Origin of the sequence: Labrenzia sp. THAF187b (assembly GCF_009363375.1) — a bacterium.
GTDB lineage: Bacteria > Pseudomonadota > Alphaproteobacteria > Rhizobiales > Stappiaceae > Roseibium > Roseibium algicola.
Genome location: NZ_CP045344.1, coordinates 4302202 through 4318675, shown reverse-complemented (window position 1 = coordinate 4318675; position 16474 = coordinate 4302202). Strand labels below are relative to the sequence as shown.

General features: G+C 57.0%; 13 protein-coding genes. 5 read left to right on the top strand and 8 right to left on the bottom strand.

The genetic code is table 11. The features are described 5' to 3' along the window. Nucleotides 1-4: 4 nt before the first annotated feature. Entirely contained in the window at nt 5-388 is a 384-nt protein-coding gene (gene secG, locus FIV03_RS19935; protein ID WP_006934575.1) for a preprotein translocase subunit SecG, read from the bottom strand. A gap of 125 nt (nt 389-513) precedes the next feature. After that, nucleotides 514-1272, bottom strand: a complete 759-nt coding sequence (tpiA, locus tag FIV03_RS19930; RefSeq protein WP_152510717.1) for a triose-phosphate isomerase — start codon at nt 1270-1272, stop codon at nt 514-516. A 231-nt stretch (nt 1273-1503) separates the two neighbouring features. Here tpiA and FIV03_RS19925 point away from each other — a divergent pair, with 231 nt between their 5' ends. From FIV03_RS19925 to glp, 5 genes are read left to right on the top strand one after another with little or no spacing between them, the layout of a single operon-like run. After that, a complete protein-coding gene (locus FIV03_RS19925; RefSeq protein ID WP_152510716.1) occupies nt 1504-3396 on the top strand; it encodes a peptidylprolyl isomerase in 1893 nt (630 codons plus the stop codon). Nucleotides 3397-3420: 24 nt separating this feature from the next. Next, nucleotides 3421-4434 carry an anthranilate phosphoribosyltransferase gene (gene trpD / locus FIV03_RS19920; protein ID WP_152510715.1) on the top strand — a complete coding sequence of 338 codons (1014 nt, stop codon included), beginning with the start codon at nt 3421-3423 and terminating at the stop codon, nt 4432-4434. A 3-nt stretch (nt 4435-4437) separates the two neighbouring features. Continuing rightward, on the top strand, nt 4438-5250 hold the full coding sequence (trpC, locus tag FIV03_RS19915; RefSeq protein WP_152510714.1) for an indole-3-glycerol phosphate synthase TrpC: 813 nt from the start codon (nt 4438-4440) through the stop codon (nt 5248-5250). Nucleotides 5251-5256: 6 nt separating this feature from the next. Further along, nucleotides 5257-5769, top strand: a complete 513-nt coding sequence (moaC, locus tag FIV03_RS19910) for a cyclic pyranopterin monophosphate synthase MoaC (protein WP_152510713.1) — start codon at nt 5257-5259, stop codon at nt 5767-5769. After that, on the top strand, nt 5769-6974 hold the full coding sequence (glp, locus tag FIV03_RS19905; protein ID WP_152510712.1) for a gephyrin-like molybdotransferase Glp: 1206 nt from the start codon (nt 5769-5771) through the stop codon (nt 6972-6974). Before moaC ends, glp begins: the two co-directional genes overlap by 1 nt. Nucleotides 6975-7108: 134 nt before the next feature. Here glp and FIV03_RS19900 read toward each other — a convergent pair whose 3' ends face one another. The 6 genes from FIV03_RS19900 to FIV03_RS19875 form a co-directional block, all read right to left on the bottom strand. Continuing rightward, complete coding sequence (locus tag FIV03_RS19900; protein WP_152510711.1) at nt 7109-7906, bottom strand: xanthine dehydrogenase family protein subunit M; 798 nt, start codon at nt 7904-7906, stop codon at nt 7109-7111. Nucleotides 7907-7977: 71 nt separating this feature from the next. Beyond that, nucleotides 7978-10338: a xanthine dehydrogenase family protein molybdopterin-binding subunit gene (locus FIV03_RS19895; RefSeq protein WP_022998541.1), complete on the bottom strand. Its 2361-nt coding sequence runs from the start codon at nt 10336-10338 to the stop codon at nt 7978-7980. Between the two features lie 216 nt (nt 10339-10554). After that, the gene (locus FIV03_RS19890; RefSeq protein ID WP_031268448.1) at nt 10555-11046 is read right to left on the bottom strand and encodes a (2Fe-2S)-binding protein; all 492 of its coding nucleotides are present in this window, start codon (nt 11044-11046) and stop codon (nt 10555-10557) included. 232 nt (nt 11047-11278) lie between these two features. Continuing rightward, complete coding sequence (locus tag FIV03_RS19885) at nt 11279-11989, bottom strand: carbon monoxide dehydrogenase subunit G (protein ID WP_152510710.1); 711 nt, start codon at nt 11987-11989, stop codon at nt 11279-11281. 281 nt (nt 11990-12270) lie between these two features. After that, nucleotides 12271-14508: an EAL domain-containing protein gene (locus FIV03_RS19880; RefSeq protein WP_209009720.1), complete on the bottom strand. Its 2238-nt coding sequence runs from the start codon at nt 14506-14508 to the stop codon at nt 12271-12273. Between the two features lie 7 nt (nt 14509-14515). Then, nucleotides 14516-16117 carry a HAMP domain-containing sensor histidine kinase gene (locus tag FIV03_RS19875; RefSeq protein WP_209009719.1) on the bottom strand — a complete coding sequence of 534 codons (1602 nt, stop codon included), beginning with the start codon at nt 16115-16117 and terminating at the stop codon, nt 14516-14518. Nucleotides 16118-16474 lie beyond the last annotated feature (357 nt).

Sequence of the window (16474 nt, the reverse complement as noted above, 5' to 3'; positions counted from 1 at the left end):
CGCCTTACTGGGCGGCCGGGACCTGAGGTCCGGAAGGTTGCTGTTGGTTCAGCTGTTTCAACGAATCGAGAACACCGCCTGAACCGCCTTCGGTCGTGCCGTCCGTCGTGGCAGGCACTTCCTGGGTTGCCGTCGGAACAGCATCAAGAATCGAACCGGGCCGGTCCTGATTCTTTGCAATGAGGCTGAGCGTCAGCGATGTAGCGAAGAAAGCGACCGCCAGAACGGCAGTTGCACGCGTCAGGATATTCGCAGTCCCACGACTGGACATCAGACCACCGCCTCCGCCGCCAATGCCAAGCGCGCCGCCTTCGGAACGCTGAAGGAGGACAACAAGCACCAGGGCCAGGACGACCATCAAGTGGATTACGATGACTACGGTTTCCATCGAACGCCATTCTTCATTGAATTCAAGATTTGCGGCCTTCTACACCAGACGCCGCCAGCTTTCCACCCTTCAATTGCGCCTTCGACACAGAAGCTTCAAGGCCAGGCACAATATATTCGGTGTCTTCAGGAATAAGCAGCAAGTATGCCGAGGAAATCTTCAGCCTTGAGACTGGCGCCGCCAACAAGCGCGCCGTCGACATTGGCAACAGACATCAGCTCACGCGCATTGCCAGGTTTCACAGACCCGCCGTAAAGAAGGCGCATGGAAGCTCCTTCCCCGCCGAACCTTGCCGAAAGATTGTCCCGCATTGCCTTGTGGATTTCCTCAACATCACCTGCGGTGGGTGTCAGACCTGTACCGATCGCCCAGACAGGCTCGTAGGCAATCACGCAGTTTTCGGCAGTCGCCCCATCCGGAACCGATCCGTTCAATTGGCGGTCGACAATAGCAAGTGCCTGGCCTGCCTTGCGCTCGGCTTCTGTCTCGCCGACACATACAATCGCCACAAGGCCGGCTCTCCAGGCTGCCCGAGCCTTTTCATTGACATCAACATCGCTTTCAGCGTGATCCGTCCGGCGTTCGGAATGACCGACGATGACGGCCTTTGCGCCGGCATCTGCAAGCATCTCAGCAGAAATATCACCGGTGTGAGCACCAGAAACAGCGGTATGGCAATCCTGACCACCTACAGACAGGGCACCGCTGCCCGCCTTTTCCGCAATTGCTGCGATCAGCGTTGCAGGCGCACAAATCATCGCATCGACCGAATCCGCCAGATCGTCACTGATGCCGGCGATCATCTTGTAGACTTCAGCCTGGCTTGCCTTCAGACCGTTCATTTTCCAGTTACCGGCAACCAACGGCTTGATCGCTGCGCTCATGTTCAGTTTCTCCCGCGGCATGATCCTTGATTTGCCGCCTATAGAGCAGAAGCGCACACGCGTTGCAATCACCCTGAGGACGGGAAAACCCAAATCGCTTCCGAAGTTTGTAAAAGGCCGCCTTGCGGCGGCGGCGCGGCGTCTTTATGATCCGCCCGCTCCGGCCAAGGCCGGTCCTGAATTCAGCCGGTCACGCCGGCTGCCGGAACGAAGAAGAATACGGGAGTCGTCATGCTTGACGCGCTGCGCAAGGGCGCTGGCACCTGGGTTGCCAAACTGTTTATTGCTCTGTTGATCTTTAGCTTCGCCGTTTGGGGCATCAGCGGTTTCTTGACCGGTGTCGGCCAGAACACCGCCGCCAAGGTCGGTGACACGGAAGTCTCCCTGTTCGATTTTGACCGGGCCTACAGGCAGGACCTCGGACGGCTGGCTCAACAGTTCGGCCGGCCGCTGACGCCGGCAGAAGGTGCGACCCTCGGTGTTCCGCAGCAAACCCTGGGCAACCTTGTGGCCGAAGCGGCCATGAACAACACCGCTCAAAACATGAAACTCGGTGTTTCGGACGAACGCCTGGCGACCATTATCCAGAGCGACCCTGCCTTTCAGGGACTGGGCGGCAGGTATGACAAGAACCGGCTGCAGCAGGTTCTGCAGGCAAACGGATACCGGGAAGACGAATATGTCGTCGAACGCCGCAAGGTTGCAGAGCGTGCACAGCTTGCAGAAGGCCTCGCCGGCAGCATGAAGGCGCCGATTGCCTATCTGGAAGTTCTTGACGCCTATCAGGGAGAAACGCGAAGCGTTGATTACCTGGTCGTCACACCGGAATTCATCGGAGACATCGAGGATCCGGCCGAAGGTGTCCTGACAACATACTTCGAAGAGAACAAGGACAATTTCCGGGCACCCGAGTTCCGTGAAATCAAATACGTCTCACTTACGCCGACGTCTCTCTCTCGTCCGGATGACATTTCCGACGAAGACGCCCGCGCTGAATTTGAGCGCCGGTCGGAAGATTTCTTCCAGCCCGAACGCCGCAAGATCCGCCAGATGTCCTTCCCGTCACAACAGGCTGCGGAAGAAGCTGCCGAAGAAATTGCGAAAGGCAAGACCTTTGATGAACTCATGAGTGACCGCAACCTTGCCAACAACGACGTTGCCCTTGGCGTCATGGCAAAGGCCGACTTTCTCGATGAAGCTATCGGCGATGCCGCTTTCAGCCTGGAAGAAGGCGCCACCAGCGGTACGGTGGAAGGCAGGTTCTCGACTGTCATTCTGAATGTCGAGGAAATCCTTCCTGAAAGTACCAAACCCTTCGAAGACGTGAAGGACGAGATCGTCCAGAGCCTCGCCAAGGAACAAGCGGAACGGGAAATTCTGGATCTGCTTGACGAAGTCGAGGATGCCCGGGCCGGCGGCGCTCTGCTGGATGAAGTCGGCGAGCGTTTCTCCCTGACTGTAGAAACTCCGTCAGCTTTTGATGCATCCGGAAACGGCGAAGACGGCAAACCCGTAACCTTGCCTGATGCGGAGGGACTTGTAGCAGGTACGTTCGACAGCGACATCGGCATCGAAAACGACGTCCTTCAGCTCGGTGAGCAAGGGTTCCTCTGGTATGACGTCGCAAAGGTCATCCCGTCGCGCGAACGCACCCTCGACGAAGTTCGCGATGACGTCATTGCCGCCTGGAAGCAGGATGAACTCGGCAAACGCTTGAGCGACACTGCGGCAGACCTATTGGCCAAGGTAGAAGGCGGCACGCCGTTTATCGCCCTTTCCGCAGAAACCGGGCTGGAAGTGAAGTCCGCGACTGACCTGAAGCGCAACACGCCGTCCGGGGATTTCGGCCGCGAAGCTGTTTCGGCTGTATTCAACGGCCCCGTTGGAACAAGCGCGGTCACCGAAACCAACGACGGCAACGGTCGGATCGTGCTTAAGGTGAGCGGTTCCAACGTACCGGACTTCCAGAGCGACGCACCGCAAGTAGCGGCTCTGGGTCAGCAGCTTTCCCAGCAGATTCAGGACACGTTGCTCGGCCAGTTCATCTCCGACCGGGAAACCAAGGCAGGGGTCGAGATAAACAATGCCGGTATCGCCCAGATGATCGGGCTGGACCGGAATTGATCCGTTTGAAAGTGGAATGACGACATGAGCACATTCAAGGACTTCATCGCCAAGGTGTCAGACGGTCACGCCTTGAGCCCTGAAGAAGCCCGCGAAGCCTTTGAGGTGATCCTGTCGGGCTCTGCAACACCATCGCAGCTTGGCGGCTTTCTGATGGCCTTGCGTGTACGCGGCGAAAGCATTGCCGAAGTCACGGGTGCGGTCGCGACCATGCGGTCCAAGATGATCCCGGTGAAGGCCCCGGCCAACGCGATGGATATCGTGGGAACAGGTGGCGACAATTCCGGCAGCTACAACATTTCCACGTGCACGGCCCTGGTCGTCGCCGGCAGCGGTGTACCGGTCGCCAAACACGGCAACCGGTCATTGTCTTCCAAGTCGGGCGCTGCAGAAGCGCTCGCCGAACTTGGCGTCAACATCGATATCGATGCCAGGAAGATATCCGATTGCATCAACAGGGCGGGTATCGGTTTCATGTTCGCCCCGCTGCACCATGCAGCCATGAAACACGTGGGTCCAACCCGCATGGAACTCGGCACGCGAACAATCTTCAATCTGCTTGGCCCATTGACCAATCCCGCAGGCGTGAAGCGCCAGATGGTTGGTGTGTTTGCCCGTAAATGGGTCGAGCCGCTTGCGGAAGCTCTTCGCGAACTAGGGTCCGAAAAGGCCTGGGTCGTCCACGGGTCCGACGGAATGGACGAAATTACCACAACCGGTCCAACCGCTATTGCCGAACTCAAGAACGGGACAATCCGTTCATTTGAAATTTCACCCGAAGATGTCGGCCTTGCCGTTTCCGATCCGAAAGATCTCAAGGGCGGACTTCCCTCGGAAAACGCGAAAGCCCTGCGCGACGTCCTCGCCGGAGCAAAGAACGCCTATCGCGATGTGGTGCTGTTCAATGCAGCGGCCTCCCTGCTGGTAGCAGACAAGGTGGAAACCTTGAAGGATGGTGTCGAGATGGCGGCGCAATCCATTGACAGCGGATCCGCAGCCGACACTTTGGAAAAGCTTGTCGCAGCATCGAACGGGTAAGACATGGCAGACATTCTTCAAAAGATCGAAGCCTACAAGCGCGAGGAAATCGTCGCTGCAAAGGCATCCGTTTCGATCGACGAACTCAAGGCACGCATCAAAGACGCGAGTGCTCCACGCGGGTTTCTCAAGGCGATCGAAGCCAAACACGATAACGGTGAGTACGCACTCATTGCGGAAATCAAGAAGGCCAGCCCTTCGAAAGGGCTCATTCGGGAAGATTTCAATCCACCTCTTCTGGCAAAGGCTTACGAAGAAGGTGGCGCAGCCTGTCTTTCGGTCCTGACCGATACGCCCTCCTTCCAGGGAAAGCCTGAATTTCTGGCTGCTGCACGTGACGCTGTTTCCCTTCCAGCGCTACGCAAGGATTTCCTCTACGATCCCTACCAGGTATACGAAGCCAGAGCCTGGGGTGGCGATTGCATCCTGATCATTCTGGCGGCTGTTGATGACGACACCGCCAAAGCACTGGAAGACACCGCATTCGAACTCGGAATGGATGTCTTGCTCGAGGTACATGACGCCGATGAACTGGAGCGTGCGCTCAAGCTGTCGTCTCGTCTGCTCGGTATCAACAACCGCAATCTCAAGACATTCGAGACCAGGCTGGAAACAAGCGAAGAGCTTGCACCGCGCATTCCGGACGACAGAATCATCGTCGGTGAAAGCGGCCTGTTCACCCCAGCCGACCTTTCCCGAATGAACAAGGTGGGAATTTCAACGTTCCTGATCGGTGAAAGCCTGATGCGTCAGGAAGACGTTGCCTCGGCTACCAGAACGCTCCTGGCCCGTCCGGCCCTCTCCGAAGCGGTTTAGGCGGACATGGCCAACAAGGACGCCAAACTGACCCATCTGGATGCGGCAGGGGCCGCCAACATGGTGGACGTATCCGAGAAGTCCGTAACGCATCGGATTGCCGTCGCGCGCGGAACCGTCACCATGCGGACTGAAACCCTGGATCTCATTCGGTCAGGTAACGCCAAGAAAGGCGACGTTATCGGCACGGCACGCATAGCCGGCATCCTGGCGGCCAAGAAAACCCACGAACTGATACCGCTCTGCCATCCACTGATGTTGTCCAAGGTGACCATCGACATCGATACCGATGATGATCTTCCCGGCCTCATCGTGACAGCGACAACCAAGGTCAGCGGCCAGACAGGTGTCGAGATGGAAGCCTTGACCGCATGCTCGCTGGCCTGCCTGACGATCTACGACATGGCGAAGGCTGTAGACCGGGGCATGGTCATCGGAGATATCCGTCTGGTCGAAAAATCCGGTGGCAAATCCGGCCATTGGACACTCGACAAGGACGGCAGCCTGGGTGGCACCTGATGAGCCTGATGCCTGTCGACGAAGCGCTGACGAAGCTCCTTTCCGGCGTAAAACCTCTTGAAACGGAATATGTTCCGCTCGAGGGCGCCAACGGCAGATATCTGTCCGCCCCCCTTGTTTCCACCCGAACCCAACCGCCTTTCGCAGCGTCTGCGATGGACGGCTACGCCATTCGTCATGAAGATCTTTCCGCTTCCCGAACATCCTTGACCGTTGTCGGCGAAGCACCGGCCGGCCATGGTTTTGCCGGAACGGTGGGCACCGGTGAAACGGTGAGGATCTTTACCGGTGCTCCTGTGCCGGCCGGTACGGACACGATCCTGATCCAGGAAAACGCAGAGCGTGAAGGCGAGCGCATAACCGTTCTTGAGAAACCGGCCAAGGGCGCATTCGTCCGGCCGGCCGGCCTGGACTTCTGCGAAGGTGATGTGCTTCTGCAACCGCCGCTCAAACTTGCCTACCGGCATCTCGCCCTTGCCGCTGCGATGAACCACGCGGTCCTGCCGGTGCACCGCAGACCGACGGTTGCGATCCTCGCAACCGGGGATGAACTCGTTCGCCCGGGAACGGAACCGGGACCGGATCAGATAATCGCCTCGAACCACGCAGGTATCGCCGCACTCGTGGAAGATTGTGGCGGTCAGCCTCTCGACCTTGGAATATCACCCGACGAACCGGTGGCACTTGCGAACCACGTTAGGCGTGCGATCACCGAGAAGGCGGACATTCTGGTCACGCTTGGGGGCGCCTCGGTCGGCGACCACGATCTGGTTCAAAGTGTCCTTGGTCAGGAAGGCATGGACCTGGCGTTCTGGCGAATTGCAATGCGTCCGGGCAAGCCATTGATGGCGGGCCGTCTTGGCGGCACCAAGGTACTTGGTCTGCCTGGAAACCCCGTCTCGAGCCTTATATGCGGCTTGCTGTTTCTGAAGCCACTCATGCAGGCAATGCTCGGTCAGACGCCGGAACAGTCCGGACCTCAACGAGCCATACTCGCCTCTCCTTTGCCCGAGAACGATCGCAGGCAGGACTACGTCAGGGCAACGCTTTCCAAATCGGAAAACGGTGATCCGGTCGTCACGCCGTTTTCCCGGCAAGACAGTTCCATGTTGAACCTGCTCGCCAAATCCGGCGCACTTGTGGTCCGTCCACCTTATGCACCTGCGCTGGAAGCCGGAGCCGAAGTGCCCATACTGGTACTCTGACAAAACCTGGCAGCAAGCAGTGCGACTGTCTGCGCTCGTGTCCCAATCGAGAAGCTGACCACTCCCCACTCAGGAAAATAAAAACCCGGCCGCGTGTCGGCCGGGTTTCCATTCTCATATCAGTACGAGGTCAGTTACGCCTTCTGGACGGCACGCTTTGCCATAACGGTAACCAGGTTCGCACGATAAGCAGCAGACCCGTGAATGTCTGACAGAAGATCGTCTGCGTCGGGCGCTATGCCGGCGACGGCATCGGCTGAGAAATTGCTTGCAAGCGCCGTTTCCATGGCGGACATGCGGAAGACACCGCCCTGCCCTGCTCCGGTTACCGCAACCTTGACGGAGCCATCGTTGCCTTTGGCAACGAAGACACCGGCCATGGCGTAACGCGATGCCGGGTTCGGGTATTTGGCATAGGCACTGGTGGCGGCCCCCGGAAACTTGACGGCGACGACGATTTCATCTTCATCAAGCGCGGTTTCAAACATGCCGGTGAAGAACTCTTCCGCTGCCAGTTCCCGCTTGCTGGTGACAACGGTTGCACCGAGCGCAACCAGGGCAGCAGGATAGTCGGCCGCCGGGTCATTGTTGGCAATCGAGCCGCCAATGGTGCCCATATGACGAACCGCCGGGTCACCAATGCCACCGGCGAGTGACGCCAGTCCAGGAAGCTTCTGCTTCACCAGATCGGAAGTCGAGACTTCGAAATGGCTCGTTGCTGCGCCGATGGTCACACCATCGCCGTTTGCGCTGATCCCCTTCATGTCCGCAATCTTGGTGACATCCACCAGATCGCTGGGGGCGGCAAGCCGCTGTTTCATGGTTGGCAGCAAGGTCTGGCCACCGCCAAGGAATTTGCCGTCATCGGCATTGGCCATCAGAGAAGCAGCTTCCGCTACCGATCCGGCCTTGTGATACGTCGTTTCATACATGCTGGGTCTCCCCGGATTTCGAACTGTGCAATGGCGGGCGGGTTGCCCCGCCCGAAAATCCCGTTGTGGCGTTATTCGGCCGCCTGCTTCACACCTGCATGGTAAAGCGCCCAGACCTTTTCAGGAGAGGCCGGCATCGACAGGCTGTTGTCCCCGATCGCATCCGTGATCGCGTTGATAACTGCCGGCGGAGATCCGATAGCCCCGGCCTCGCCGCAACCTTTCATGCCAAGCGGGTTGCCCGGGCAGGCCGTGACATGCGTCGACAAATTGTAGGACGGCACATCATCGGCACGCGGCATGCAGTAATCCATGTAGGACGCCGTCAGCAGCTGGCCGTTTTCGTCGTAGGACGCATTTTCCAGAAGTGCCTGGCCAATGCCCTGCGTAATACCGCCATGCACCTGACCTTCCACGATCATCGGGTTGATGATGTTGCCGAAGTCGTCAGCCGCGACGAAGTTGACCACTTCCGTCTTGCCCGTATCCGGATCAACTTCGACTTCGCAGACATAGGTACCTGCCGGGAAGGTGAAGTTGGTCGGATCGTAGAAGGCTCCCTCCTTCAGGCCCGGCTCCATGCCCTCAGGCAGGTTGTGCGCCGTGTAGGCAGCGAGAGCCACCTCGGTGAAGGTCAGCTTCTTGTCGGTACCGGCAACTTTCAATTCGCCACCTTCGATCTGGATGTCTCCTTCGGAGGCTTCCATCAGGTGAGCTGCAATCTTCTTCGCCTTGGCTTCGACCTTGTCGAGCGCCTTGACGATTGCCGACATGCCGACCGCACCGGAGCGCGAGCCGTAGGTTCCCATACCGAACTGAACCTTGTCGGTATCGCCATGAACAATGGACACCGCATTGGTATCCAGGCCAAAACGTTCGCTGATCAGCTGGGCAAAGGTTGTCTCGTGTCCCTGACCATGGCTGTGCGACCCCGTCAGAACCTCGATCGATCCGACAGGGTTTACGCGCACTTCGGCAGATTCCCAAAGACCGACACCGGCACCAAGTGAACCGACCGCGGCGGACGGTGCAATACCGCACGCCTCGATGTAGCAGGACAGACCAATACCGCGCAGCTTGCCGCGGGAAGCTGCTTCCGCCTTGCGGGCGGCAAAGCCGTCGTAGTCCGCGGCCTTCAGGGCTGCATCCAGCGTCGCATCATAATCACCTGCGTCGTAGCACATGATCACCGGTGTCTGATGCGGGAACGTGCGGATGAAGTTCTTGCGACGGAACTCTGCCGGCGACAAGCCCACTTCACGGGCTGCCGTTTCCATAATCCGCTCCAGAAGATAGGTCGCCTCCGGCCGGCCTGCGCCCCGATAGGCGTCCACCGGTGTGGTGTTGGTGTAGACCGTCTTCACGTTGGCGTGGATAGCCGGAATGTCGTACTGGCCCGAAAGAAGCGTAGCGTAGAGATACGTCGGCACGGAAGACGAGAACAACGACATGTAAGCGCCGAGATTGGCAATCGTCTTGACCCTGAGGCCCAGGATCTTGTTGTCCGCGTCAAGCGCGAGTTCCGCTTCAGAGCGATGGTCGCGGCCATGTGCATCCGTCAGGAAGGCTTCGGTCCGGTCAGACACCCACTTGACCGGACGACCGACACGTTTGGACGCCCACAGGCAGACCATTTCTTCCGGGTAGATGTAGATCTTGGAACCAAAGCCGCCGCCGACATCAGGCGCAATCACACGCAGCTTGTTTTCAGGAGCAACGTTGTAGAAGGCCGACAACACCAGGCGAGCCACATGTGGATTCTGCGAAGTGGTGTAAAGCGTATAGTGCTCCTCGGCCGCATCGTAACCTGCGAGAGCTGCGCGCGGCTCCATCGCGTTCGGAACGAGGCGGTTGTTGTGGATCTCCATGCGCGTGACATGAGCAGCCTTTTCGAAGGCCGCGTTTGTGGCACCTTCGTCGCCAATTTCCCAATCGTAGATCAGGTTGCCTTCGGCTTCCGGGTGTATCTGTGGGGCACCTGCTTCGAGTGCCGCCAGCGGATCGATAACGGCTGGCAATTCCTCATAATCAACCACAACCGCGTCAGCGGCATCACGTGCCTGAGCCTGCGTATCGGCCACAACCACGGCAACGGCCTGCCCGACATGGCGGACAATTTCCGGTTCCAGAGCGCGCCAGCCGCCCATCTTCATCGGCGAGCCATCCTTGGAATGGATCATCCACCCACAGATCAGGTTGCCGATACCATCACCCACCAATTGGTCGCCGGTCAGAACCGCATCCACACCCGGCATTGCCAGAGCAGCACTTGCATCGATCCCCTTGACCTTTGCATGCGCGTGCGGCGAGCGAACGAAAGCAGCATACCCCATGCCCGGCATGGTCATATCGTCGGTGTATTTGCCCTTGCCGGTAATGAAGCGCTTGTCTTCCTTGCGCAAGGCACGGGCGCCAATCCCTTCAACTGCCATTTTTTCTCTCCCGAATATCTGCCGGCTCCGCCAGTACCGGACATCCTCCACTCGCCGGACAATCCGGCTGCTGCCTTCAAGGCAACTGTCTCTCAAGACCTGGCGGTCAATGCGAAGATGCCTGTTCCTCCCGGCACCTCATTCGATTGATCGGTCTTGCTGTCCTGCTGCGCGAACGTGTTCGCGCATCAATTTTGGGAGTTCAGGCCAACGCCGTTATTCGGCGGCCTGAGCCATACCGGCCATTTGATCGGAGGCGGCTTTGATCGCCTTGACGATATTGTGGTAGCCGGTGCAGCGGCAGATATTGCCTTCCAGCTCGTGGCGAATGGTTGCCTCGTCGAGATTTCCGGCGCCATGACGCTTGATCATGTCCACGGCGGTCATGATCATGCCGGGGGTACAAAAGCCGCACTGAAGCCCATGATGTTCACGGAAAGCTGCCTGTACAGGATGCAGGCTGTCGGCTGTGCCGATCCCCTCAAGTGTTACTACTTCTGCGCCATCGGCCTGGGCTGCAAGCATGGTGCAGGACTTTACGGCCTTGCCGTCGACATGCACAACGCAGGCACCGCATTGCGAGGTGTCGCAGCCAACGTGCGTACCGGTTAGTCCGCGCACGTCCCGGATAAACGATACGAGCAGCGTCCGGTCTTCGACATCAGCCGAAACCGTCTTGCCGTTCAATACCATCGATACTTTCGACATGAATTCCTCTCCCTCATGAAATTCCCTGAACCGGAGCGTTCAAACCGGCCCACCTGCATGAAATGACAGGCAAGACCTCTGATGTCCGATCCAGACCAGCGTACGAAAAAACAATCGAATTCGATTGTATGTCACTGACCCAATTTCCCGGCTTGTCACCGTGTTTTGTGCTGGGGCCCTGGCGCGTCCTAAATTGTCAGAGCCCGATCATTTCAAGATTTGTCCTACCCGGTCAACTTGCAAGTGCAAGCACGACAATCACCGCAGCGAGCAACACTAGCCCCCAGACCATGGGGCCGCCGAATACGTTGCGTCCCGCGGCGGCTTCAATATTTTGTTCCGCCTGATGGATCTTTTCCTCGACTGCATGCTCCGCATCCTCAATTGCGTGCATGACTTCGCCAGGGCTATCTTCGATCGCGATCCGCTTGGCTTCCTCGGCCACTCCAGGATCCAGATCGTCATCGGTACCAGCTGCGACAGCAGTTTCGTCCTGTCCTGCCGGTGAGCCGACCATCTCGGAGAACTTCGTGAAAAAGTCTTCCGCCATTTTCTTGGCGGTAGAATCGATCAGCCGGCTGCCGAGCTGAGCAAGTTTGCCCCCGACCTGCGCCTTGGCTTCGTAGGAAAGTATGGTTTCGTCACCTTCCTCCGTAAGCTTCACATCCGCAGACCCCTTGGCAAACCCGGCAACGCCGCCCTTGCCTTCTCCCGAGATCGTGTAGCTTTCCGGAGGATTGATGTTCTCAAGGGTCACTTCCCCTTTGAACTTGGCTTTGACAGGCCCGATTTTCGATGTGACCGCGGCGGTCATTTCGGTGTCCGAGGTCTTTTCGAGGCTTTCGCAGCCCGGGATGCAGGCCCGCAAGACATCCGGATCGTTCAAGGCTTGCCATACGGTTTCCCGTTTGGCCGGAATCCGGTGGGAGCCGCTCATGTCCATATGTTTTCTCCCCAAGTTGCGCTTTAGCGCATATTTACAAAGGTCCAGTCGACATTCAACGCGATTGACGCGTCCGCCGCAAACACGTTTTCCCGCATGAGAGCGTGTTTCGTACAAATTTTCAATCGCTTATGTGAACAGAATTGCAGAACGCAATCCTTGACAGGCTATCCGGTGTCTTCAATTCAACGTATGACCTAGCTGACGCTAGTATGGGCCAAAAAGGCACTTCTGTCCTGACAGTTCCGGCCAGAATTTGATAAACAGACGGATAAACTGTTTTATCCGAAGGCAACGCCTGGTTCGACAGCCTTCTGGATGAAACCGGACAGTTCATTGGTCGCCAGAGGCTTGGCGTAGAAATATCCTTGCAGGTAGTCGCAATGCAGCTCCTGCATGATGTTTCTCTGGGCAACAGTCTCGACACCTTCTGCTGTAACGTTCAGATCCAGCGCCTGCGCAACGGCGATGATGGATTTCACGACAGCAAGCGCATCCGCATCCTGATCCATGTTCATGATAAAGCTTCGGTCGATCTTGATACCGTCAACCGGTAGCTTGCGCAGATAACTGAACGAGGAATACCCGGTGCCGAAATCGTCAATAACGACGCGCGCGCCCTTGTCACGCAGCCACGTCAGGAAGGCCAGGGTCACCTGATCGTTGCTGAGGAACAGCCCTTCGGTCACCTCGAAAACCAGGCGATCCAGCGGCAATTCGGCGGCTGTCACAGCATCTTCGATGTCCTTGTAGATCCGGTTTGCCTGAACCTGCCGGGGAGACAGGTTCACATTCAACCGAACGTCATCGGAAATCCCGGTCAAGCTGCTGAATTCGGTGAAGGACGTCTTGAACATCCATGCGCCAATTTCGGTTATAAGACCACTGGCTTCGGCGGCTTCGATCATCCGAGCGGTATTCAGGAACGTTCCGCTCGGGGTACGGAACCGCATCAGGGCCTCGAAGGACGCAAGGCTCTCGTCCCGGGCGTGCATGATCGGCTGATAATTCAGCGAAAACTTCGTCTGGTTGGAACTACCGGTAAGCAGTGAAGCAAGCCGCAAGCGCTCAAACGCTGCCTCCTGCATCAGCGGATGAAAAACCGCGTGGTTGGTCACCCCTTTCTGACGCACATCGTTAAGGGCGATGGAGGCAAAACGCACGAGTTCTTCCGCGCCCTGCGTCTCGGTGCCGGTGGACGCAAACCCCAGCCGCAATCGAAGGGTGATCTGGTTGTCTTCGAGCGTTATCGGTTGCTGGAAGGCATCTTCGATCCGCGCAACAACGTCCTGAATGGTATTCTCCTCACCGCCCTTCAGAAGGATGAGAAATTCGTCCTTTTCCTTCCTGGCAATGGTTAGCGCATCGGGGAAGGTCTGCGACAGGCGGTGGCCGGTCCGTTTCAAGACCGCGCCGGCCTTTTCGTCGCCGATCCCGTCGACAATGACACGGAATCTCTGGATGTCGGAATGAACGACCAGCAACTTGGCGCCGTTGGCGGCGTGACGCTGAAAGGTTTCGATGAAACCGGAGAACGTCGAAAGTCCAGTGACGCGATCGACATAGGCAAGGTTGCGAATATGCTCCAACAGGCCGGTCTTCTCGTAGCCAAGCGCGACGTTGGAAACAAACAACTGCACGACTTCCGACCCGACGAGCTCCTCCAGCAACTCCTCTGAAATGCCGAGATAAAGCGCACCCGTCATGCCGTTACGGGTGACAAGCGGAAGAGCAAGCCCTTTGGGCGACGCGCATGTTGCCTGTGTCTCGACACATCTTGCCACGGCATTGCGGATCGCATCGTCACTGATGACGTCCACCGGCAGGTCAATCTTGTCCTCGAAGTTTCCCGTTGCCGCGAGCACACGGACGTTGGACTTGTCGAAGGATCCGTAGTCGGGAAGCGTCTCAAGACCGCACAACAGGCTGTCGACAGGTTGCCCGACAAGAACGGTGAAATGCTTCAGGACTGCCGCAGCAAATTCACTCAGGGCGTTCTTTTCGACAATCGCTGCAAAATGCTCGTTTAACTGCTTGAGCTTCTTTCGATTGGTCTCAAGCGACATGACAAGCTTGTAACCGCGCAGACCTGTAACGATGGCTGTAATAAGCTTGGTCCGCGACAATTCGGCTTTTTCGGTATAGCCGTCGATGTCGAATTTCATGATCACGTCGGTCTGCGGTGCATACCCGGGTTGACCTGTGCGCAGGATCAACCTCGTGAAATGATTGCCGAGTTCGGAACGGATCCAGCTCACAAGCCCGAGACCTGCCGTATCGCTTTCCATGACGACATCGACAAGCGCCACCGCGATATCGGGGTGTTTCAACAGGATCTGCCGGGCTTCCTGAGCCGAGAGAGCATGCAAGAGTTCAAACGGACGATTTTCGAAGATGCATCCACCAACCGCGATCTTGGTGACTTCATGCACGTCCGGATCGTCATCGACAATCAGGATTTTCCAGGGCGCCTTTGTGATCTTCTTCACTTCCGGCTCTGAGGGGGCAAGAAAGTCCATCACCATCTCAATGCACCTTCTGTCCGAGAGGCTTCCTGGTATCCTGAGCGGCCAAGGCGGGGAATTCGATAATGAATTCCGTTCCCGACCCGACGCTGGAAGACACCGAGATGGTTCCGTTCAGGGCTTCGGTGACCAGCTGGTAACAAATCGCCATCCCTAAACCGGATCCTCCTTTGCCGAACTTCGTCGTGAAGAAAGGCTCGAATACTTTTTTCAGATTCTTCTCCGGAATGCCTACACCGAAATCCTGACATTTGAAGATAATCTTGCGTTCGTTCGAATTGTTTCGGTTCTTGTCTTTCGGGTGAACCACCTGGGAAGAAAGCTTGATCAGACCTTCGCTTCGCCCTTCGTATCCGTGCTTGATGGCGTTTTCGACAAAATTCGAGACGAGCTGACTGACTGCACCAGGATAGCTGTCGATGATTTCGTCCGCATGGAGATCAAGCTCGACCTTGAAAGGTGTTTTCTTGAGCGTCGGCTGCAGTGTTGCAAGGGTTTCACGAATGATGTGGTCAAAATTGAAGGACCGCTTCTTCTCGCTCTGCCTGTCGACAGCCACCTGACGAAAGTTTCCGACAAGTTCACGGGCCCGGCCGAGTGTCTTCTCGATGATATGTGCGGTATCGGAAATACGTTCGACTTCGTTTTCCAGAGCTTCCTTGCTCAGCTTCTGCTCTTCAAGTTCGGTGCGCAAGTAACCGGTTGAATCCTTGATGGTCGTGGCCGCCATCAACGCGTTTCCAAGAGGCGTGTTCAGTTCGTGCGAGACCCCGGCGACCAGCGCACCAAGCGCGGCTAGATTATCTGCCTGGATAAGCTCTTCCTGCACCAACTTAAGCTGCTCCGTCCGGTGTGCGACCAAGTCCTCGAGATTAGTCTGGTATTCTTGAATTTTCTGCAAATCCAGATGCCGGCGCTGAACCATGGACTGGAGACTGGCGGCGAGAATGCCGATTTCGTCCGCACGGCCAGGCATCAGTTCGGCCTTTGGCGGATCTTCGATCAGGCGCGGCGTCGAAAGGTAGTCCACGATTGCCGAAAGCGGTTGACCGATCAGACGGCGAAAGACCGTTCTGATGACGATGGCGAGCAACAGCAGATAGACGATGATCGCGGTGACGATGAACCCGACAGTCGACACGATTTCATAGGAAATCGTGTTGCGGTCGATGAGAATGAACACCTGCCCGATTGCATCCTTGTGCAGGATGGTGCTGGGCGAATTGAGTGTATAACTAAGAGCTTCGGCTGCGCGTGGTCCGGTAACAGGTTCACCGAAATTGCCTGTGTCCGGTGTTTCAACCCAGACTTTCTCGACAACCTCGAGACTTTCCAACCCACGGATGAGCTGCAGGGTCGCGTCCGCATTGACTGTCCAGATGGCGCGTTCAAACGGGCGTTTGGTTGCCTGAAAGAAAGCCTCGGTGACACGAATGGCGCGTGCGTGAGAGGCGTCCCACGTGATCTTCGTAAGAATGCCGATGAATATGATGCCAAGAACAGCGAAAAGACCGAGCGTATAGAGAATGAACGTCCGGGACAGGCTGGAACGGCCCATCTCCTTGGGAGTATATGGCAACGACGTACTGCCGTTCAGTGTCAAGACGCCCACCTCAATTCACGGTGTCCGTTCCAGCTCATAAAACTCCGGCAGAACGCCGATTTAAATGGCTTCCGGTCAAGGACGAAAACCGAACCGCCTTTGCGGACCGTCTCTTCAATACTTGATTCACAGACACATCTACATTGCCCCTCGCCCCATCAATGCGCCGCGCAGCGGAGATCATGTGATTAGAGCGTCAGTGTGTCGTATATTCTGGGTAGGTTTTCTAAATTTTCCATAAAAATCAATTGTAAATTGAAAGAGCCTTCTTTCCACAGCAAAACAGATAGTCTTGCATCTACAAAAAACCTGAATTCGACGAATTAGAGCGGCATCGCATCATGCAATTGTCTCCGG

What these genes read in the sequence shown, in the direction of transcription:
- FIV03_RS19885 (WP_152510710.1), bottom strand. Translation starts at nt 11,989, where the DNA reads ATGGACATGAGCGGCTCCCACCGGATTCCGGCCAAACGGGAAACCGTA.
- moaC (WP_152510713.1), top strand. Translation starts at nt 5,257, where the DNA reads ATGGCCAACAAGGACGCCAAACTGACCCATCTGGATGCGGCAGGGGCC.
- FIV03_RS19900 (WP_152510711.1), bottom strand. Translation starts at nt 7,906, where the DNA reads ATGTATGAAACGACGTATCACAAGGCCGGATCGGTAGCGGAAGCTGCT.
- tpiA (WP_152510717.1), bottom strand. Translation starts at nt 1,272, where the DNA reads ATGAGCGCAGCGATCAAGCCGTTGGTTGCCGGTAACTGGAAAATGAAC.
- FIV03_RS19895 (WP_022998541.1), bottom strand. Translation starts at nt 10,338, where the DNA reads ATGGCAGTTGAAGGGATTGGCGCCCGTGCCTTGCGCAAGGAAGACAAG.
- FIV03_RS19890 (WP_031268448.1), bottom strand. Translation starts at nt 11,046, where the DNA reads ATGTCGAAAGTATCGATGGTATTGAACGGCAAGACGGTTTCGGCTGAT.
- FIV03_RS19925 (WP_152510716.1), top strand. Translation starts at nt 1,504, where the DNA reads ATGCTTGACGCGCTGCGCAAGGGCGCTGGCACCTGGGTTGCCAAACTG.
- glp (WP_152510712.1), top strand. Translation starts at nt 5,769, where the DNA reads ATGAGCCTGATGCCTGTCGACGAAGCGCTGACGAAGCTCCTTTCCGGC.
- trpD (WP_152510715.1), top strand. Translation starts at nt 3,421, where the DNA reads ATGAGCACATTCAAGGACTTCATCGCCAAGGTGTCAGACGGTCACGCC.
- FIV03_RS19880 (WP_209009720.1), bottom strand. Translation starts at nt 14,508, where the DNA reads ATGGACTTTCTTGCCCCCTCAGAGCCGGAAGTGAAGAAGATCACAAAG.
- trpC (WP_152510714.1), top strand. Translation starts at nt 4,438, where the DNA reads ATGGCAGACATTCTTCAAAAGATCGAAGCCTACAAGCGCGAGGAAATC.
- secG (WP_006934575.1), bottom strand. Translation starts at nt 388, where the DNA reads ATGGAAACCGTAGTCATCGTAATCCACTTGATGGTCGTCCTGGCCCTG.